This is a genomic window from Pseudomonas sp. JAI111 (assembly GCF_024809425.1).
GTDB lineage: Bacteria > Pseudomonadota > Gammaproteobacteria > Pseudomonadales > Pseudomonadaceae > Aquipseudomonas.
The window spans coordinates 142,990-161,448 of sequence record NZ_JANUCB010000012.1; the positions used below are offsets into that span (position 1 = coordinate 142,990).

Genomic DNA, 18,459 nt, shown 5'->3' on the forward strand with positions numbered 1-18,459 from the left:
TACCTTAGTCGACTCGGGTTGTTTGAAACGAGGCGTCTATTTTGAGGGACAAAAAAACCCGCCGAAGCGGGTTTTTTGTCGATCAGCTCACATTTTCATGTAAGCACTTTAGATCAAAGCTCCGAGAAGCACTCTTCAATGATGGCCAGACCTTTGTCCAATTGCTCGTCCGGCGAAGTCAGCGGTACCAGGACGCGCAGAACGTTGCCGTAGGTGCCGCAGGACAGCAGGATCAGACCCTTGTCACGCGCCTTGGCGACAACAGCGGCGACCGCTGGAGCGTTCGGCTTGTGGCTGTCGCCGTCAACGAACAGCTCGACCGCGATCATCGCGCCCAATGCACGGACTTCACCGATCACCGGGTACTTGGCCTGAATGGCTTTGAGGCCAGTCACCAGACGCTCGCCGACAGCCTTGCAGCGGTCCAGCAGGTGCTCTTCTTCGAACACTTCCATCACGGCCAGGGCCGCGGCGCAAGCAATCGGGCTACCAGCGTAGGTGCCGCCCAGGCCGCCTGGAGCAATGGCGTCCATGTATTCGGCCTTGCCGCACACACCGGCCAGCGGGAAGCCGCCAGCGATGGATTTGGCGAAGGTGGTCAGGTCGGCAGCAACGCCCATCTGTTCCATGGCGAAGAAAGTGCCGGTACGGCCAGCGCCCGTCTGAACTTCGTCAGCGATCAACAGGATGCCGTGCTGGTCGCACAGGGCACGCAGACGCTTCATGAACTCTTTCGGCGCGACGTAGAAACCGCCTTCGCCCTGAACCGGTTCGATGATGATGGCAGCGATGTCACGCGGCTCGGCGTCGTTCTTGAAGATGCGTTCGATGCTGGCGATCGAATCGTCGATGCTCACACCGTGCAGCTCGTTCGGGTACAGCGCGCGGAAGATGCCGCCTGGCATCAGGCCCATGCCGGCCGAGTAAGGCACGACTTTACCGGTCAGGCCCAGGGTCATCATGGTACGACCGTGGTAAGCGCCGGTGAACGCGATCACGCCGGCACGGCCAGTGGCAGCACGGGCAATCTTCACGGCGTTTTCAACGGCTTCGGAACCGGTGGTCACCAGCAGGGTTTTCTTGGCGAAATCACCTGGCACCTTGGCGTTGATTTTTTCGCACACTTCTACGTACGGTTCGTAAGCCAGTACCTGGAAGCAAGTGTGGGTCAGCTTGTTCAGCTGCTCGGTCACGGCGGCGATGATTTTCGGGTGCACGTGGCCGGTGTTCAGCACAGCGATACCGCCGGCGAAGTCGATGAACTCGCGACCTTCAACGTCAGTCACGGTGGCGTTCTTCGCGGACTCGGCGAAGATCGGGTGAATCTGGCCAACACCGCGTGGTACAGCGGCTTCGCGGCGTTTCATCAGGGATGCGTTAGTCTTGCTCATAAAGTCCTCATTCACCGCTCATCGGGCGGCGTGGTTCAAGGAAAATGCGGCGGGGAGGCACCTACGGCAGCATGCGATGATCGACTGCCATAGCGTTCCCGGCCACAGAGAAAATTCCATTTGAAGCACGCAAAGGGACAGCGCTCTCGTGCCCTTTGCGTTTAAAGCAATGCCTTGCCGGCTCTTGTCTTGCGAGCTTAGATGCCCAGGCAGAGGTATTTGATTTCCAGGTAATCTTCGATGCCGTACTTGGAGCCTTCACGGCCCAGGCCCGACGCCTTGATGCCGCCGAACGGCGCGACTTCGTTGGAGATCAACCCGGTGTTGACGCCGACCATGCCGTATTCCAGGGCTTCAGCCACACGGAACACACGGCCCAGGTCGCGAGCATAGAAGTACGACGCCAGACCGAATTCGGTGTCGTTGGACATCGCGATCACTTCGGCTTCGTCTTTGAAGCGGAACAGCGGCGCCAATGGACCGAAGGTTTCTTCCTTGGCCACGGCTGCGTTCTTCGGCACGTTGGTCAGGATGGTCGGTTCGAAGAAGTTGCCTTCCATGACCTTGCCACCGGCCAGCACGGTTGCGCCTTTGCTGATCGCGTCAGCAATGTGCTCTTGAACCTTGGCCACGGCTTTTTCGTCGATCAACGGGCCAGTGGTGGTGCCTTCTTCCAGACCGTTGCCGATCTTGAGTTTGGCCACGGCCACTTTCAACTTCTCGGCGAACGCGTCGTAGACCGAATCCTGAATGTACAGACGGTTGGCGCAGACGCAGGTCTGGCCGTTGTTGCGGTACTTGGAAATGATCGCGCCTTCGACAGCCTTATCCAGGTCCGCGTCGTCGAACACGATGAACGGCGCGTTGCCGCCCAGTTCCAGGGAAACCTTTTTGATGTCCTTGGCGCATTCAGCCATCAGCTGACGACCGATTTCGGTCGAGCCAGTGAAGGACAATTTACGCACGATCGGGTTGCTGGTCAGCTCGCTGCCGATGTCGCCGGCGCTGCCGGACACAACGCTGAACACACCATTCGGAATGCCGGCACGCTGGGCCAGTTCAGCCAAAGCAAACGCCGAGAACGGGGTTTGCGAAGCAGGCTTGAGCACCATGGTGCAACCGGCGGCCAGGGCCGGGCCGGCTTTACGGGTGATCATTGCAGCCGGGAAGTTCCACGGGGTGATTGCAGCGGTCACGCCGATTGGCTGCTTGATCACGATCAAGCGCTTGTCTGGCTGGTGGCCCGGAATCACGTCACCGTAGACGCGCTTGGCTTCTTCGGCGAACCACTCGATAAAGGAAGCGGCGTAAACGATTTCGCCCTTGGCTTCGGCCAATGGCTTGCCCTGTTCCAGGGTCATCAGGCGAGCGAGGTCGTCCTGGTTTTCGATGATCAGTTCGAACCAGCGACGCAGCTTGTTCGCACGGTCCTTGGCGGTCAGTGCACGCCAGGCCGGCAGCGCTTTGTCAGCGGCTTCGATTGCACGGCGGGTTTCGGCAGCGCCCATTTTCGGCACAGTACCCAGAATTTCGCCCGTTGCCGGGTTGTTGACCTTGATCGTCTGACCATTGTCCGCATCGACCCAAGCGCCATCGATAAAGGCTTGCTGGCGGAACAACTGGGTGTCTTTAAGCTGCATGTCGGCTTTCCTTAACAGCACCGCGACCAGCGCGGAGCGAATTATGATTGTAGAAAGGCGCCTCAAAGGCTGCCGTCAGGGAAATCATTCACCGGGCTGAAGCACATAAATAGCGCACTGATCGAAACTCGTGCGGTTCAGCACCCAGACAAGAGCGTTTGAAATCTCAAACGAATCCTAGGATCAAAGGGGGTAAAGGACAATAGCCTGTTCGAAAAAAAGAACGAAAACGCCGCATTTGCCCAATTTTTCTGATCAACGTAGCAAACGGTTGTTACGGTTGCGAAAACCACAGTCGATTCAGCAGCATGGACGCCCGCAGTGCATATGAGTATCATGGCGCCCGCATTGCACCAGTAGCTCAGCTGGATAGAGTACTGCCCTCCGAAGGCAGGGGTCGTGGGTTCGAATCCCGCCTGGTGCACCATATAGCAGTCTAGACCTGTCTCAGACAGTCTACGAAACACCCCAAGAAGCCCGCCCCGTGCGGGTTTTCTTGTTTCTGGCTATCCCTCCCTGTCTACCCCTATAACTTCACGCCGTGTATGCCCACGTGTATGCTTTGAGATTCATTGAACTGGAGGCATACACGCAGTGAAGCGTACAGAAATCAAACGCCGCCCACTGGCCGACACTACTCTTGCAGGCTTGGAGCCAGAGAGTGCGACGTACCGGGAGCAAGACGGCAACGGCTTGTATTTTCGGGTCAAGGCAAATGGACAGAAGTCTTGGGAGTTGCGCTACAAAAAGCCAGACGGGAAATGGTCCTGGCTGGGCCTAGGCGGTTACCCCGAAATTAGTGGTTCGCTAGCCAGGCAGAAGGCGGCGCAACTGCGGGATGACGCCTCGACTGGTAAAAATCCTTTAGTCAGTAAGCAGGCTCGCAAGATTGCTGACCGGGTGGCTGCCAACAACACTTTCGAAGCATTAGGACGCGAATGGTTTGAGGCTAGGCGCTCGAGCTGGGAAGCCGGCACGTCCCGTCGAGTCCTTGGTGCCCTGGAGCTTCACGTATTCCCCGTTTTCGGCAAACGCATCTACACAGAAATACTGCCCCTTGAATGGATGGAGTTTCTGCGCGGTATGGAGCAGAAAGGGATCATTGAGCAAATGGGCAGAGTTCGGGCCTTCTGCAAAGAGATCTACGACTTGGCACGCGTGACAGGCCGAGCGATCCACAACCCCCTTGAAGGCCTTAATAAATTTCTTCAGACACGTAGTGCTGAAAATTATGCACACGTATCAATAGAAGAGCTGCCTGCATTACTTCGAGCTATCAACTCTTACCCTCACGCGAAGGATGTCCGTCTTGGGCTTCGCTTGCTTGCTCTGTTAGCGGCGCGCCCGAGCGAGATTAGAGAAGCACGTTGGTCAGAAATCGACCTCAACAAAAAGCTCTGGACGATTCCAGCCGAGAGAATGAAGCGTCGGCGCGAGCATGTAGTGCCTTTATCTCGACAGGCCATTGAATCGATAACGGAGCTGCGCACGCTGACAGGCGCATACCCCCTTCTCTTCCCTGGGAGAAAAGATCGAACCATCCCCCGTAGCAATACCGTCTTTCTGATGGCGCTGCGCAGGCTGGGATATGCGGGCCGGCAAACTGGCCATGGTTTCCGTCACATTGCTAGCACGATCCTTAATGAACAGGGATTCGACGAAAACCACATTGAGGCTCAGCTCTCTCATGTAAAAGAGGGAATAGCAGGCGTGTACAACAAGGCGGTGTACTTGCCTCAGCGCAAAGTCATGATGCAGTGGTATGCAGACCACCTTGATGAATTGGAGCACGGCAACATTGTTAAGGGTCAATTTGGCAAGGCGGTATGAGTATGCAATCCCAGCACCCATGAAAAATTGGTGTTACGAGTGTTACGGGTGTTACAAGACCGACCAAACCGTTGAATTTATTGGGTAACTACCGCTTAACACGCTGCACAGGCTATCCATCCGCACGGTGTTACGCGGCGAAGAGGTGTTACGCCTTAAATCCTCCTCACCTTCCTGTAGGCTGCTCCGTTACGTGTAATCCGGCGAATTCGCATCGCTGCTCCTGATTGCGGATCAGGGGCGCGGGGACTACCGTTCGTCGGTTTTGCACACGACTGCCATCTCTGGCTTTTCATTTTTTAACTGTATGGAAAACCAGTAGGACATGGTTGGACGTCCACAGTGAAAATCAAAACTTTGTTGCGAACGTGCACGACTTATCCTTCAAAAAAGCACCGTAGAAGGGTAAAGCGCAAGAAAATCGAACTTCCAATAAATGCAAAAGCGTTTATATAGCTTGGGCCTGTAAGGACTACTACAGGAAACGCGCTATGACGCTCCTCAACGCTTCAGTTACATCTGACACCACGATCACATCTGAACTGCTGACCACCGATCAAGTTGCCACTGCACTTGGTTTGTCCAGCCGAACGCTTGCCGCTTGGCGAAGTTCGCGCACCAACTCTCTCCCTTATCTAAAGACCGGATCTCGAGTGCGTTACCGCCCTCAAGATGTCGCCACCTGGCTCGAAAGTCGTGTGTGTTCAGCTACCACCAACTTAGCGCGAGGACATGCGTAATGGTTGAAACCAAGCAGAAATGCACCGTTACGGCACTCGCGCCTTCAGTAACCCATGCTAATTCGATTCGAGAAATTGTGTCGCCTATGGCCTCACCAATAAGAGTGGGCGATGCAGAGCTGGGGCGGTTCGATCCCGCCGCAACTCTAATCCGCATCCAACTGGTGATGTCCATCACCGGTATTGGACGCGCTACGGTTTACAAACTCATGAGCCAACCCGAAAGCGGGTTCCCGCAGTCCGTAAAACTTACTGACAGCAATGCCCGTGGCGCTCCAGTCGCCTGGGTTTTGTCTGAGGTTTTGAGTTGGACCCGTGCGCGTATCGCAGCTCGCGATAAGGCAGCAGCATGATACGGCACATCGCCCATAGGGCTGTGTTGAAGCCGTTTTCAGTCCTCCGCGAAATAGGCCTGTCGTCAATTTACATGCAACGCCTTGAGCGCTACCGAACCAAACATGAACGCCTCAACCGTGTTGTGGGAGTACTGATTTGGCCAGATGGCACCTGGTGTGCCCTTGCTTTGCACACTGAAAAATTCAGTGCCGTGATTATCGACGAAGGCCAACAAAGTGATGCCTACGAAGATGCCAGATCACGTCTCGATGGCGGTTTCCTTCCGCTGATTTCCCTGCATTGGAAATTTCACGGATGAAATAAAAACGCCCTCGGGAGCGATCCGAAGGCGTCGAGGTAAATCTATATGCCCAAACAATTTATGTCGCATCGAAAAAATGCGCAAGGTTTCCGCACGGTTGCACTTTCGAAAATGGGACGTTACTCTCTGGCTGTCGCTGCAAATTCAGCGACCGGGTTTGGCGACCCGAGCTCATACAGGCGCACAGGCGCCCCCATACCGATTGCAGGCGCTTTTTTTGTGTCCGCATTCCTGCTTAATGGTGGCTGTGCGTGGGAGACCTTCGGGTCTGCCGGGGTCCTGTATGCCCGGTTCGCCAACCCGCGCACAGCTGCCACCCTTAAATCGTTTGGCGACGATGAGTGGCAGCTCCTCACATACAGGAGCTTCACCAATGCACGCCCTCAATCCGTCCAAAAATCGCGCCGCTGCCCATCGTGCAATGGCTCTCGCCGCTTTACACGCCAACTCCAGCCTCGCTACACGCCTCTCCCGTTACAACGCTCACATGACCAAAGCCCGCGCACTCGAAACCGCAGGCGGTGCCCAATGAACAGCGCACTGAGTTTTGCCCTGCCCGAAGACCTGCTCTGCGTGAATCCAACTGCTGAAGCCGGTGTGCCCATCGACGCCATCACCTGCGCCATTGATCGCGCCGACTCGGTGTTGACGCTGCTTGAAGATCACTTCGAAAGCGAATCCTCGCGCCTCGCCAATCATGTGATCGCAGCCGTCCTCTGGGACGTGCGCGGCACCCTTGGCCTGATCAAGACCCTCGCCTTGCACGGTGACACCACCTCGATTCCTGCGGCGCAGAAAGGCGGTGCGCTATGACCAACTCCACCACCCTTGGTCGCGCCACATTTACTCGCGTGAACGCCACCGATTTGAAGTTGTTCCGGGTGAATGCCGGAGTACCGGTCGAAGATGCACTGGAGATGGTTTCCCTGCTGCAGCATCACGCCAACCAGCTTAACTTCGACGCTGCCATGAGCGACAGCGGCGAGCGTTTCAGTTGGCCTGCTTTATATCTTGGCGAGATGGCCAAGGCCCTGATCGACGACATCAACGACGCGCTGTTTTTGCCGAGGGCTGACGCATGAACCAACGCCCGAGCAACTCCGCGAAACGTCCCAGCTTCGCCGACGTGAAAGCCACTGCACTGAAAGACATTGATCGCGTCCTGTCGCACTGGCTCCCCAATGGCAAGCGCGTCGACGGCGGCAAGGAATACACCGCTCCCAATCCGACCCGCAGCGATAAGCGCGCCGGTTCTCTCAAGATCAATTTGAGCAAGGGTACGTGGGCCGACTTCGCCACCGGTGACAAGGGCGGCGACCTGATCGATCTGGTGCGCTATCTGGACGACGGCACCGACGTAGATGCCTGCAATAAACTGGCAGACCTCCTCAACGTATCGCCCGGCGCCGCCCAGGCGAAGCCAGCGCTTGCCAAGACAAAAGCACCTGAGTGGACTGCCATACAGCCGATCCCGGCCGAGGCCATGAACAAGTGCCCGGCCAAGCATCGGCAGCACGGCGCACCGTCCAAAGTCTGGATGTATCGCGATGCACAGGGCCAGCCGGTCATGGCGCTCTACCGCTTCGACCTCGGCCCCGATGAAGACGGAAAGCCGAGGAAGGTCTTTGCGCCACTGACGTGGTGCCAACGCGCCGACGGCCAAACTCAGCATTGGCGTTGGCAAGGTCTGCCGGAGCCGCGTCCACTACTGCGCCTGGATGAACTGGCACAACGCGCAGAGGCTTCGGTCATTCTGTGCGAAGGTGAAAAGGCCGCCGACGCTGCAGCGGAGCTGCTGCCCAACTACGTGGCCACGTGCTGGCCGAACGGCTCAAACTCCTGGCACAAAGCGGACCTGACACCACTGAAAGGTCGGTCCGTGGTTTTGTGGCCCGACAACGACGCCAGTGGCAAAAGCTGCATGGATGCCGTCGCGGCGCAACTGCACCAGATCGGCGCCAAGTCGGTGCGTACGATCGCCCTAGGCGTCTTCAAACGCAAGCCCACGCTCAAGAATGACCAACCGACTTTTGCCAAGGGTGGTCAATGGGACGACGGCGACGACGCGGCCGATGCACAAAGCAAAGGATGGACGACGGCGCATTTCGTTGAGCTGGAACTCAGCGGCGAACTGTTCGGTGTTGAGCCGGAGAAAGCAGCGGACGAACCACTCGAAGCCAAAACCAAGCCGGCGACCAAGCGCTCTGCAAAACCCAAAAATGATCTGCTGCCCGGCGGTTTTCGCCTGACGGCAGAAGGAGTGTTTTATTCGGGTGACGATGGCGAGGCACGCCCGGTGTGTTCGCCGCTGGAGATCCTAGCGCGCACCCGTGATGCACAGGGCCATAACTGGGGCTTGCTGGTCGAGTTCGACGATCCTGACGGGGCGAAAAAGCGTTGGAACATTCCGGCGCGGACCATGACTGGTGACTTCGGCAAGGACGTGCTCGGACCGCTCGTGGACATGGGCCTGCGCTTGGCTGGCAGTCGCTCCGGTCGCAATGCCCGCAACGATCTGCAGAGTTACCTCGGCGGCTTCGACAGCGCCCAGCGCGCTCGATTGGTCACTCGCTTGGGCTGGCACGACAGCGCCTTCCTGCTACCCGAACAACAGGTCGGCTCACACGTTGAACACCTGCACTTTTATGAGGCCGGCGCACAGCTTCCACCCATCAGCGAATCCGGCACTCTGGAGCAGTGGCAAGAACAAATCGGCGCCTTGTGCATCGGCAATCACCGTTTGGCATTTGTGGCCAGCGTGGCATTTGCCGGTCCGCTGCTGCACATGCTCGGCCATGAGTCGGGCGGCTTTCACCTCTACGGTGACAGCTCAGGCGGCAAGACCACCCACCTGCAAGTGGCCGCCTCGATCTACGGTGGGCCACGTCTGGTGCGCTCCTGGCGCTCCACGGATAACGCCTTGGAATCCATCGCCGCCGCGCACTCCGACGGGCTCTTGGTGCTGGATGAAATCGGCATGTGCGACCCGCGCATCATTGGCGAAACGGTGTACATGCTCGGCAACGGCACCGGCAAGGCTCGCGCCAATGATCGAGGACAAGCCGGTCGACAGGTGCAGGAGTGGCGCTTGCTGTTTCTCTCGACCGGCGAGAAGACCTTGGCGCAGCACATGGCCGAAGCGAATAAGGAGCTGAAAGCCGGTATGGAAGTTCGCATGCTCGCCGTGCCGGCAGACGCCAGCAAGGGCCTCGGCATGTTCGACGTACTGAACGGCTTCGATGATGCCGCCGCCCTCTCCGATGCACTCAAGGCGCGGGTGGCCAAGTACTACGGCACACCGCTCACGGCCTTCCTGTCAGCCCTCTGTGAGCCCGGCAAGCGGCACGGCTGGTCGGCGATCCTACGTCACACGATGGAAGGTTTTATCGCCAAAGCTCTCCCAGCCTCGGCCAGTGGCCAAGCCCATCGTGCGGCGGCCCGTTTTGGACTGGCCGCCGCAGCTGGAGAGCTGGCCACCGCGATGGGGATTACGGGCTGGCCAGACGGCACTGCCACGACCGCCGCTCGCGTATGCCTCAGTGCTTGGATGAATGAGCGCGGCGGCGCCGGCAACTTCGAAGGAGACGCAATCTTGGCGCGGCTTCGCCAGGTCATCGAACGCTTCGGCGAAAGCCGCTTCACGCGCTGGGAGTCGGCCGCCGCGAAGATCGACGAGCACGGTCCGCGCACCATTGACCGATTGGGCTTTCGCAAAACGCTGGAACACGGTTTAGGCGATGCATTGCACACCACCAACACCTACTACGTGTTGCCCGAGTCATGGCGCTCGGAGGTGTTCAAGGGCATGAATATCAATGCCGTGAACAAGGAGCTGTTACGCCGAGGTGTACTTGAACCGGGAAGCGATGGGAAAGCGTACAGCTTGATCCGTTTGCCTGGCCTCGGCCCGCAACGCTGCTACATCGTAAAGACGATTCCGGGGACGGATGAGAGCGAGGCTCGGGCTGCCTGACGGCATCCCTATTGATCGAGGTAGCGCCGGCTCACTCCCGGCCTCGCCAGCCATTCAACCAACCCACAATCGAAATGCACAGAGACAAGACAGATGAACGAAGTCCAAGAATTGAAAGACCGACGCGAACGACTGACCATCGAAATGGAAAGTGTCCGAACCGAACTGCTCCCCCTGGAGGCAGCACTGGAAAGTCCCGAAGTCATCCAACAGGGTCGGGAACGTGAATTGCGAGATCAGTACAACGAGCGGAAGCGGAAATTTGACTCGCTGGACCTGCAGATCGACGCGCTGAATAGGAGGATTCATCGTCGTGAGAACCTTGCCAATCGTGAAACCTTGATGGCGGGCTACGTAGAGGCCATGGAAAATTGGAAAGTAGACGAGCAGGAGCTTAACGAAAAGCGACAAAGCCTCTGCACCCGTTTGGATCAGATCCGGCAGCAGGCACAGGAAGACATCACAAAGGCACGACAAGCCGAGACGGAGGCGGCAACAGCCTACGCACAGGCTGTTGCCTGGGGTGATACGGAAGGCGAGAAGGCTGCAAACGCCGATGCGCAAAAGGCCGCGAAAAACCTTAACACGGCGACCGAGCAACACCGTCGTCAACATCTGATCATCACGGCACTGGAGCAGGAATTGGTGACTGTCGACCGACACATCACCGAAGCGCAGGAGGAGCACAAGAAAATCGAAAGGACTGCGCTACTGCTCGCGCACATGGCACTGGAAGAGAACTGGAACGAAGCGGCTCGAGCGTTGCTGGACGTTGGGGGCAAGCTATGGGCAGCCTACCGCCTAATTGACCGTGATCAGGTCATGCTTTTCAAACTGGTCATTCCGGAAGAAGGGGAAAACTTCGGTAGCTGGAATTGGAATGAACTGTCAGAGCGTGCACGCCAACACACTGTGCAAGACGTGCTGGCGATGTAACGACTTAAATCACCTGAAGCAGCCCACGAACGTGGGCTGCTTAGATCACTCAAGGATAAAAAATGAACGCATCGACACAGAACAGTTCAACCCAATCTGACACCCTGAAAGCGAGAAAAGCCCATCTAATTGCATTGCTGGACCTAATTAACGTCTGTACATATAAAGGCAAGAAAACACAAAAGCTCACGATTAACGCTATCAAAGCTGAAATTAGCCTTATTGAACATAAGCTTAGGAACAGGGGCTAATATTTAAACGGAGGCCATCGGGCTACCGTTACCGACCAACACCGATTGGCCGCACTACCAACCTTTGGTATCGAATCATCGCAATTTCCCTCGTTTGCTTATAGGTAACCGCTGATGTCCGTTATCTGCATCCGTTCCTGCTGTCTTATATCGCCAGGCAATCTATAATCCAAAAAACTTGGAAAGTCATTTCGGGCCTCGGTAGCGCATAAAATTGGGGGGCCGATACGCTATTTTACATACCTGATTCCTCAGTGATTGCTTCGACGGTAGGGCCTAAGACCAATATCGATTACGCTGGAGAGACATCATATTGACATCTCTCCACCGACAAGATGAAATGATGATTGGTATAGACTTACTTTTAAGTGCAGGGAATTCATCAAATGCGCTATCCTTTTTCAGGAATACTGGTTAGGTATCTCCCAGTTTCGCAGGAAAAATGCTGCGGCACCCACACAGAACGTAATGAAGCTGAATCGTCCTCTCCTGATATACGCACCCAACCGTCTGGAAAATTGGCCGATACGGATGAAGGCGCGGCACAAGCAACATCGGGGTCAGGAACTGAAAACGGGGAGCAGAGGTCGGCCCTACTTGAAACGTATTTACCAGACGAACTACACGTCAATCTCTGGGAGATGGGCAAGCACCCTGTTAATCCATTTATGGATATTGGGGTTATGATTGGCGACAGAGCAAGTGTTGGACATCTAGTTGTAGATTTACCTTGGTCTGTAGAACTAAAAGATATTAGCGATTTAGGCGCCAGGCTCAACGGTGAAAAAAGTGTTGCAGCGATTTTTAACGAAGTCGTTCACTACGACGGTTTTGCTGAGGGCAACTTTGCGAATATAAGCTTTAGAAAAAACAATAACGATGTAAAACCGTTTTCGCTACTTAGGTTGAATTCGCAGCACTTTGAATCAATAAAAATGTACCTAAGCGATGGCAGCCCCGCATCACGCCTGACAATTAAAATACCACCGTTACTATCCACTGTAGAACCTAAAAACATAAGAAAGTCCGCATATGTAAGATTCCGCATAAGAAATATTCCGGAGAAAGTTTATACTAACGTATTCAGCCAAAAAGATAGGACATTGATTAGCTCAACAACCGAAACGAGGATTGTTGATTTTCGAATAAATGTCAGACGCGGAATCCCCGAGGAGCTTTTGAGTGGGGATGAGAGACTATTCTTTCCTGAGTTTGACAAAATTCATTGCTTCCTAACTACAGAAAGAAGCGAAGAGTGCATATCCCAAAGCCAAAACTATTCTGGCTATCGATCCTTAATGGATGAAGACGTTTGGAACGAATATGTTCGACTTGATACGGCGATAGGAATTTCCGCCGAGAACAGTGTAAGAAATTACCTAGGCTATCAATGGACCGCGGCCTCTGAAGTTCTGAAAAATGGGCAAACAAAAAAAGTCAAAGATTTAATAGTGCTTGGACGGTTTTCAAAGGTTAAGTCAGATGCCACTTCGATTATTAGATTTGTCTTTTTAGTTATTATTTTGGGCGCTGCAGGAAGCGGCTCTTGGGAAATTGCGAAGGATCTCTATTCTGGCGAGACTAGCAACTTTACAAGACTATTAATTTTGATATTAGCTGCAGGGGCGGTTATATCTACTGGCTATATACTGAGGAAAATTAAGGGCTATCTCAAAGCATTTTTTAGCTGAAATTCACTTCCGATTATCCTGTCCCCTCGTCTGCAAACAATAGGTTCGGCTTCAATCAAACCATTGAAGCTGAGCTCATCTTTTAACGGACGATAATAACCATTATATTTTTTTTCCAACTCAAAACCGTAGTAAGCAAATAGCTTCCGAAACACTTCAATCTGCTCTTCAGCCACAGAAAGCAGCGGCCGATCATTATTGAGCAACTCAAAAGTCCGCTCAAATAAACGAAGCCCTACCCCAGTACCTTGGAACGCTGGCAGCACACGAAGACAGCAGAGTTTTTGCTCAACCTCATTATTCTTGACTATTGCCAGCCCTGAGAGAGTGCCACGCCGATGCTCAAGCAAAATACTACGCTCGCCAGTGACAATACCCGGAATCATTTTTTGATAAAGCCAGGTGTTGAATTCTGGATAAAAGCCGGATAATTCTTGGAGATGTTGTATAAGTATCGGCAGCGTAGTCGTATACGCATCGGGATTTCGAAGTAAAAAGTCGCGATCAATTAAACGGACAGAAGAGGAAATCTCGTGCATGGGACGTCCCTCGGCTCGATCTTCCGAGCCAATCACCATAAGATTTTTATACAAGCTCCAGCTCATTTTGACGCCTCCCCTCAGAAGCCTCCATATAACGGAATGACTGCGGGGCAGTAAGCGAACCTCCCAATTCAGATAGCTCCATCGGTTTTTTGTACCGTTGGACCTCACCGACGGCTATAGCGACTGCGACTTTTTTACCTTGATAATAACTATCAAAAAAATCCTTCTCAATTCCTGCATGCTTTTTAGTTTTCTCCCAAATATTCGATGGAGAATCACTATAAATATCAAGAACTTCAAATTCGCCTATAACTTTCCCGATTGGTTTGGTTGCATATATCACAACGGTTCTGACACCGCTATTAGTAAAGGACACCTTGCGAAACTCGAATCTTTTCTCTCCGCTAAGTATCTTATTAGCATATTCTGGTTTAATTGATAATAAGACTTTCATTGATTTCTCCTGCCGCTGCGACCCATCTAATTTGCGCTTCAGTTAACGACATGAAATCCCATCTAGTCCGGGTGCTAATCATGCACTCCTCCATGAGCCTCTTACGAATAATCCTTTTTTTGAGAGCGGCATTATAAGTAAATTTTATTATATATGATTTTTTCTTGTTAGTAAAATAATCTTTTAATTGAGCCAATGTAAAGATGCTATATGGCTTCGTGTATTTAATGAATTGCGCCTCAGAACTGAACGATTTAATTTGTCTTACTTCTTCGACCACACCAATTGATGAGGCAACCGACCGATAATAGGCTTTCCCCTTGCCATCTGAAGTCCTATAAATAAGAACAAGATCCCCCGCCTTCATGACTTTCGTTCTTACAATACCCGATATAAAAACCTTATGGATGCTATTGGTGTGAGAGACATCTTGGACGATGTCGTGATTCTCGTTATTAAGTATGGAGTCTGGTAAAAAAGCTGAATGGTATTCGGGATAAATCGCTAAAAGGTAATAGTTACGATCTTCGAACCCGAACAAAGGAAACTCTTTTACGACATCACCTACTAAGGATTTCATTCTACGGACCAGAACCTGCTCCTCACCATCAGCAGTGGTCTTAGTTGCATAGCACTCGAATCCATAACGCTCAAACAGATCAATCAAACTTTTATGACGCGAAAACACGGTAACGTATATTTGCTCAAACCCGTCGCTAATTGCATGGTCAAAGATTTTTTTTATGAACCTTTCCCCCAACTTAGTTCCATGTGCATTTATTTTTAACGTGCCTACCTTTAAAGTCTTGGCTCTCGGTAGAGGGGGAACTATTTCATCATCCCCTCCGGATTCAGCTTTTAAATAAAGAAAACCATCGATCGCCTTCTTAGAATTATAAAATACATAAGCCAACTCGTCCGCTAAAGTTTTTTTACCAAACCAAGTTTCAAAACCTTTATAGTCAAGTTTCAGAGAATCAAAAAATGGATCATCCAAGTCTACTTCTGAAAAACTACAATATTTTAAATTTTTCATCTCATTCCTTCGATAGACTCACTGCGAGATATTTTCATGACCTTAACAATAAATTCGTAAACGCTATCAAAAAATTTCGGCTCGGTGATCAACAAAGGAAGATTGAATGTATCCCGAAGTTGCAATGCCACTTTTTTTTCTGATTGCTGGAGCGCCGTAATCAAATCGACATCCCACGACACCTTATCTCGCGCCTCAAGCCGAGCTGCAATTTCGCGAGGCTCGTCTTCAATAAAAATTATACCCGATAGTTTCAAGGCATCAAAAACATCAACCTCAATTGATATAATTTCTCCCGATTCATTCAATAGGGAGAAATGGCCATCCAATATGAAATCTTTGACTTGCAACTGATATGACTGAACAGCTGAAATAAGTCGCAATTGATTATGTGGAATCTCTTTTGTTTTTTTATCGGACGGCCAGGCAGAGTGCTTGATATTCTTTTGAATCAATGCACCTGCACTGATGGTCGGAATTTTTAGCTTGTCAGATAGCCTTGAGGACAAGCTCGTTTTTCCGACACCATGGACCCCCGCGAGAAAAAAAATCATGTGGCCATCCTATGCAAGTAACCGTTCTCCTCAAGACGGACAACGCCTGAGTAAGGATCATAGCTTGCTAAAGCGTTTTACTATACGCCAAAGGATATTGCCACTATTCTGCCATCAGGTAAGCGCCCCTTGGGGCCAAGCAGGTCATATTTTCTCTGCCTGGTAAATAGACCTAACCGCCCCGCCCAACATCAAAAACCGTGCAACGAGCTAAAAATTGCTGCCAGGTTACATGTTGCGTATCGCGTCATTCTCATCAAGCACAAACTCCAGACCAATACCCACTTCCTTCAGCACTTCAGCAGCGCGATCAATGAAGATCTCGCCTTGCTCTGGCAGCTCATACAAGCCGTTGATGCGAATGATGGGATGTTTCCCAAGTGCATTGGGTATCTCGGTGTAGATCTCACCGCTCTCGATGAAGGCAACGTAGGTATTGAGCTTGTCTTGAAGCAATTGCAGGTGTTCGCCTTGCTCAGCTTTGCCACCCCATTCAAGGTGGTCAGAGATATACAACACCACGTTTTCAGGCTCCCAAGTAGGGATAGCCCAGATATCGATTACCTGTGGATTTGTGATGGACATGTCTGCTCCCTCAGGGTTTAGGCCGAATGATTTCGACTCTGGTGGGTGGGATGATGGTGCCACCGGGAAAGCCCGGTTTTCCTTTGCCTACGACTACTGCGCCGCTTTCTTCAATCTCTGGATACGCTAGTTTTTGGTTGCGAGTCAGTGGCGCTGTCTCTGACGATTTGCATTCGATGCAGGAAATATTGCCGTCAGCATCTCGCCCTAGCATATCGAATCTAGTGCGTACTCCGCTTTTGGTCTTGGCTGTCACTTCTCGGCCCACTTCAGGTGTGTTTTCCCGTAACTCACGTTCCTTTTGGTCCTCGAAGGCCTTTCCCCGCTCCTTGTTCTTCTCCAACTGTGTACTGAGCACAATGTAGATTGGCTCAATACCCGAGCCCGGAAACCAGATAATTGCATCTTGAAACTCAGGGGGATGCGCAGGGTTTGCCAGCACCGTGTCGGATTGTGCTGTCGGCGGATACACCCAGACCGGCGGTAATGGTGGGGCGCCTTCCAATGCGGGAATACCCAGCACGCCGTCAGAGCTTGCCGCTGGCGTCCAAGTGAGTCCTATCCCGTTGCCAAGGTCAGCGACAAATTTCTCGCCGTCTTTCACGCCCTTGATGACGGGGACCTTTTCCCAATCCGTTTTACCGCCTGTGTAGAAGCCGTAAGCGTTGACGGAGCCGTCCGGTAAAGTCTTCACATTGAGACGAACACGGGTGCGGCCAGCGTCAAGCGTTGCGTATCGATCGGTCGTGTAGAAGGCGCTGTCGGGCGAAATGCTGGTGTTAGGTATCAGCATTCCAACGAAGCCTGTTACAAAGCCAGCAGCTACAACGCCTGATCCTTCCAGTAAACCCAGTGACAGCGATCCGCCGAGACGTTGAGCAATTGCACTGCCAGTAGCAGACCCGCCCACCAGTTGCAGGGGAGTGGCTTGGGTGGTAATTGCGGCCCCGGTGGCCAGCACAGCCCACAGTCCGTAGTCGGACAATTTCTCAACGGGCACAAACCCGGCGGGGTTTTTGTGATTGATTACACCGTCAGGAAGGTTGCAGCTCTTTGCAAATACAAAGCCCACGGTGTCAGGCTTGTTTTCTGGTTCCGGTGCCAGGTCTTTGTATTCGGCCCAACGTTGGGCGTGGGTATCGACGGGCTCGTCGCCGCTATAGCTATAGCCTTTCGGCGGGTTGGGTACATAACCGCTCATGCAGCGTCCTTGTTCGTCCTTGGAGGTTCCCGGCCTGACGCTGGGGCAGAATGACGTTAACGGGGAGCACAAGCGCTGCTGTAGGACAATTCCTCTTAAGCAGTGCTGGTTCCACTATTCCATGTCATCGAAGAGGGAGGATGGTAACCGCATTAGCATAAGGGTTTGAATGATGGCACTTTGTACAGCCACTGCAATTATCACGAGAGCAGTCTTCTGGCTGACCGCAAGCCTACACACGCGCAACTTTCGATCCAAAGCGGACGACCATCAAAAAGATTTCTAGCACCTACAAAAGTTAGAAGCTTCCGGCGGGGCGCTGACGAGAGCCATGTTCAATTACATCCCTTATTGGACGAGCCAGCTGAACACACTGAGATCGGACCATCCGACCGCTGGACGGACATGTCTCGCTGGGTGAGATGGTCGCGCAGGTCTGAACGGACGCTCGGCGAGCAGCTCTAGAAACACGAGCTGGTCGGGCAGGACGAGCGATTCCAACTACCTGTTCATTTGGATTCAAGGACCGGCTTTCCAGCGTAATCCATGCATAACAGCCCGCGAACCGCTCCCAGCTAATTACCGCTTTCAACAGACCCAGACTGATTATTTGCAAGGTGATAAAGCATGATGATCGTCCTCATAATGAGTCTTTGATGCTCGCAGTACGTCAGCGCGGCATTGGAGACGGAGAGAATTTCTGCGTAAGCGCCCTTTGTTAGTGCTTTCTGAACCGTCGGCTTTGGGCCGATCGCAGCCTACGGCTTACCCAAATTTGTAAACGATGCTGTAACACTCATTGGGCTTGTAACACCCATCGAAAGTAAACGATGAACAATGTGTAACACCATAAAATTACAGCAAATTCAATAAGTTAACTTTATCCGTAACACTCGTAACACCTGTAACACGTCTTTTCTAGCCCCCACACCCCATCGGTAATAGCGCCGCCAGCGAAAGCAATAAGGGCTTGG

The 18,459-nt window shown here is 52.9% G+C and carries 18 protein-coding genes and 1 tRNA gene; 11 read left to right on the forward strand and 8 right to left on the reverse strand.

Features of this window, described 5'->3' with window-relative positions:
* Positions 1 to 113 precede the first annotated feature (113 nt).
* Together gabT and gabD are read right to left on the reverse strand one after the other, a co-directional pair.
* Positions 114 to 1,391: a 4-aminobutyrate--2-oxoglutarate transaminase gene (gabT, locus tag HNR03_RS28425; protein WP_090177104.1), complete on the reverse strand. Its 1,278-nt coding sequence runs from the start codon at positions 1,389 to 1,391 to the stop codon at positions 114 to 116.
* Between the two features lie 197 nt (positions 1,392 to 1,588).
* Positions 1,589 to 3,031, reverse strand: a complete 1,443-nt coding sequence (gene gabD, locus HNR03_RS28430) for an NADP-dependent succinate-semialdehyde dehydrogenase (RefSeq protein ID WP_054050229.1) — start codon at positions 3,029 to 3,031, stop codon at positions 1,589 to 1,591.
* A gap of 350 nt (positions 3,032 to 3,381) precedes the next feature.
* Between gabD and HNR03_RS28435 the strand changes: the two genes are divergently transcribed.
* The 11 genes from HNR03_RS28435 to HNR03_RS28490 all read left to right on the forward strand — a co-directional run bounded on the left by HNR03_RS28435 (position 3,382) and on the right by HNR03_RS28490 (position 13,110).
* Positions 3,382 to 3,458: transfer RNA gene (locus tag HNR03_RS28435), tRNA-Arg, on the forward strand.
* 167 nt (positions 3,459 to 3,625) lie between these two features.
* Positions 3,626 to 4,861, forward strand: a complete 1,236-nt coding sequence (locus HNR03_RS28440) for a tyrosine-type recombinase/integrase (RefSeq protein WP_259157436.1) — start codon at positions 3,626 to 3,628, stop codon at positions 4,859 to 4,861.
* Between the two features lie 491 nt (positions 4,862 to 5,352).
* A complete protein-coding gene (locus HNR03_RS28445) occupies positions 5,353 to 5,601 on the forward strand; it encodes a helix-turn-helix domain-containing protein (protein ID WP_253434641.1) in 249 nt (82 codons plus the stop codon).
* Positions 5,602 to 5,687: 86 nt separating this feature from the next.
* Positions 5,688 to 5,954, forward strand: coding sequence for an AlpA family transcriptional regulator (locus HNR03_RS28450; protein ID WP_259157501.1), 267 nt, complete (start codon positions 5,688 to 5,690; stop codon positions 5,952 to 5,954).
* Positions 5,951 to 6,256, forward strand: coding sequence for a hypothetical protein (locus HNR03_RS28455; RefSeq protein WP_259157437.1), 306 nt, complete (start codon positions 5,951 to 5,953; stop codon positions 6,254 to 6,256). Before HNR03_RS28450 ends, HNR03_RS28455 begins: the two co-directional genes overlap by 4 nt.
* 376 nt (positions 6,257 to 6,632) lie before the next feature.
* On the forward strand, positions 6,633 to 6,791 hold the full coding sequence (locus HNR03_RS28460; protein ID WP_259157438.1) for a hypothetical protein: 159 nt from the start codon (positions 6,633 to 6,635) through the stop codon (positions 6,789 to 6,791).
* Positions 6,788 to 7,072, forward strand: a complete 285-nt coding sequence (locus HNR03_RS28465) for a hypothetical protein (RefSeq protein WP_111454474.1) — start codon at positions 6,788 to 6,790, stop codon at positions 7,070 to 7,072. Before HNR03_RS28460 ends, HNR03_RS28465 begins: the two co-directional genes overlap by 4 nt.
* Positions 7,069 to 7,341 carry a DUF3077 domain-containing protein gene (locus tag HNR03_RS28470; protein ID WP_208669770.1) on the forward strand — a complete coding sequence of 91 codons (273 nt, stop codon included), beginning with the start codon at positions 7,069 to 7,071 and terminating at the stop codon, positions 7,339 to 7,341. Before HNR03_RS28465 ends, HNR03_RS28470 begins: the two co-directional genes overlap by 4 nt.
* Positions 7,338 to 10,232 carry a DUF927 domain-containing protein gene (locus HNR03_RS28475; RefSeq protein WP_259157440.1) on the forward strand — a complete coding sequence of 965 codons (2,895 nt, stop codon included), beginning with the start codon at positions 7,338 to 7,340 and terminating at the stop codon, positions 10,230 to 10,232. The genes HNR03_RS28470 and HNR03_RS28475 overlap by 4 nt, the downstream gene beginning before the upstream one ends.
* 93 nt (positions 10,233 to 10,325) lie before the next feature.
* Complete coding sequence (locus tag HNR03_RS28480; protein ID WP_259157441.1) at positions 10,326 to 11,168, forward strand: chromosome segregation protein SMC; 843 nt, start codon at positions 10,326 to 10,328, stop codon at positions 11,166 to 11,168.
* Between the two features lie 637 nt (positions 11,169 to 11,805).
* Positions 11,806 to 13,110: a hypothetical protein gene (locus HNR03_RS28490; protein WP_259157443.1), complete on the forward strand. Its 1,305-nt coding sequence runs from the start codon at positions 11,806 to 11,808 to the stop codon at positions 13,108 to 13,110.
* Here HNR03_RS28490 and HNR03_RS28495 read toward each other — a convergent pair.
* From HNR03_RS28495 to HNR03_RS28520, 6 genes are all read right to left on the reverse strand, one after another.
* A complete protein-coding gene (locus HNR03_RS28495) occupies positions 13,086 to 13,715 on the reverse strand; it encodes a GNAT family N-acetyltransferase (protein WP_259157444.1) in 630 nt (209 codons plus the stop codon). The two genes, HNR03_RS28490 and HNR03_RS28495, sit on opposite strands and share 25 nt — an antisense overlap.
* A complete protein-coding gene (locus HNR03_RS28500; RefSeq protein WP_259157445.1) occupies positions 13,696 to 14,109 on the reverse strand; it encodes an ASCH domain-containing protein in 414 nt (137 codons plus the stop codon). The genes HNR03_RS28495 and HNR03_RS28500 overlap by 20 nt, the downstream gene beginning before the upstream one ends.
* Positions 14,087 to 15,145, reverse strand: coding sequence for an N-acetyltransferase (locus tag HNR03_RS28505; protein ID WP_259157446.1), 1,059 nt, complete (start codon positions 15,143 to 15,145; stop codon positions 14,087 to 14,089). Before HNR03_RS28505 ends, HNR03_RS28500 begins: the two co-directional genes overlap by 23 nt.
* Positions 15,142 to 15,699 (reverse strand): ATP-binding protein, encoded by a 558-nt coding sequence (locus tag HNR03_RS28510; RefSeq protein WP_259157448.1) that lies wholly within the window; start codon positions 15,697 to 15,699, stop codon positions 15,142 to 15,144. The genes HNR03_RS28505 and HNR03_RS28510 overlap by 4 nt, the downstream gene beginning before the upstream one ends.
* A 228-nt stretch (positions 15,700 to 15,927) precedes the next feature.
* Positions 15,928 to 16,284, reverse strand: coding sequence for a DUF6572 domain-containing protein (locus HNR03_RS28515; RefSeq protein WP_259157449.1), 357 nt, complete (start codon positions 16,282 to 16,284; stop codon positions 15,928 to 15,930).
* Positions 16,285 to 16,294: 10 nt separating this feature from the next.
* A complete protein-coding gene (locus tag HNR03_RS28520; protein ID WP_259157450.1) occupies positions 16,295 to 17,485 on the reverse strand; it encodes an S-type pyocin domain-containing protein in 1,191 nt (396 codons plus the stop codon).
* Positions 17,486 to 18,459: the final 974 nt, after the last annotated feature.

Excerpts from the sequence above, each read along its gene's own strand:
- gabT (WP_090177104.1), bottom strand. The coding sequence starts at position 1,391 with ATGAGCAAGACTAACGCATCCCTGATGAAACGCCGCGAAGCCGCTGTA.
- gabD (WP_054050229.1), bottom strand. The coding sequence starts at position 3,031 with ATGCAGCTTAAAGACACCCAGTTGTTCCGCCAGCAAGCCTTTATCGAT.
- HNR03_RS28445 (WP_253434641.1), top strand. The coding sequence starts at position 5,353 with ATGACGCTCCTCAACGCTTCAGTTACATCTGACACCACGATCACATCT.
- HNR03_RS28450 (WP_259157501.1), top strand. The coding sequence starts at position 5,688 with ATGGCCTCACCAATAAGAGTGGGCGATGCAGAGCTGGGGCGGTTCGAT.
- HNR03_RS28455 (WP_259157437.1), top strand. The coding sequence starts at position 5,951 with ATGATACGGCACATCGCCCATAGGGCTGTGTTGAAGCCGTTTTCAGTC.
- HNR03_RS28460 (WP_259157438.1), top strand. The coding sequence starts at position 6,633 with ATGCACGCCCTCAATCCGTCCAAAAATCGCGCCGCTGCCCATCGTGCA.
- HNR03_RS28465 (WP_111454474.1), top strand. The coding sequence starts at position 6,788 with ATGAACAGCGCACTGAGTTTTGCCCTGCCCGAAGACCTGCTCTGCGTG.
- HNR03_RS28470 (WP_208669770.1), top strand. The coding sequence starts at position 7,069 with ATGACCAACTCCACCACCCTTGGTCGCGCCACATTTACTCGCGTGAAC.
- HNR03_RS28475 (WP_259157440.1), top strand. The coding sequence starts at position 7,338 with ATGAACCAACGCCCGAGCAACTCCGCGAAACGTCCCAGCTTCGCCGAC.
- HNR03_RS28480 (WP_259157441.1), top strand. The coding sequence starts at position 10,326 with ATGAACGAAGTCCAAGAATTGAAAGACCGACGCGAACGACTGACCATC.
- HNR03_RS28490 (WP_259157443.1), top strand. The coding sequence starts at position 11,806 with ATGCGCTATCCTTTTTCAGGAATACTGGTTAGGTATCTCCCAGTTTCG.
- HNR03_RS28495 (WP_259157444.1), bottom strand. The coding sequence starts at position 13,715 with ATGAGCTGGAGCTTGTATAAAAATCTTATGGTGATTGGCTCGGAAGAT.
- HNR03_RS28500 (WP_259157445.1), bottom strand. The coding sequence starts at position 14,109 with ATGAAAGTCTTATTATCAATTAAACCAGAATATGCTAATAAGATACTT.
- HNR03_RS28505 (WP_259157446.1), bottom strand. The coding sequence starts at position 15,145 with ATGAAAAATTTAAAATATTGTAGTTTTTCAGAAGTAGACTTGGATGAT.
- HNR03_RS28510 (WP_259157448.1), bottom strand. The coding sequence starts at position 15,699 with ATGATTTTTTTTCTCGCGGGGGTCCATGGTGTCGGAAAAACGAGCTTG.
- HNR03_RS28515 (WP_259157449.1), bottom strand. The coding sequence starts at position 16,284 with ATGTCCATCACAAATCCACAGGTAATCGATATCTGGGCTATCCCTACT.
- HNR03_RS28520 (WP_259157450.1), bottom strand. The coding sequence starts at position 17,485 with ATGAGCGGTTATGTACCCAACCCGCCGAAAGGCTATAGCTATAGCGGC.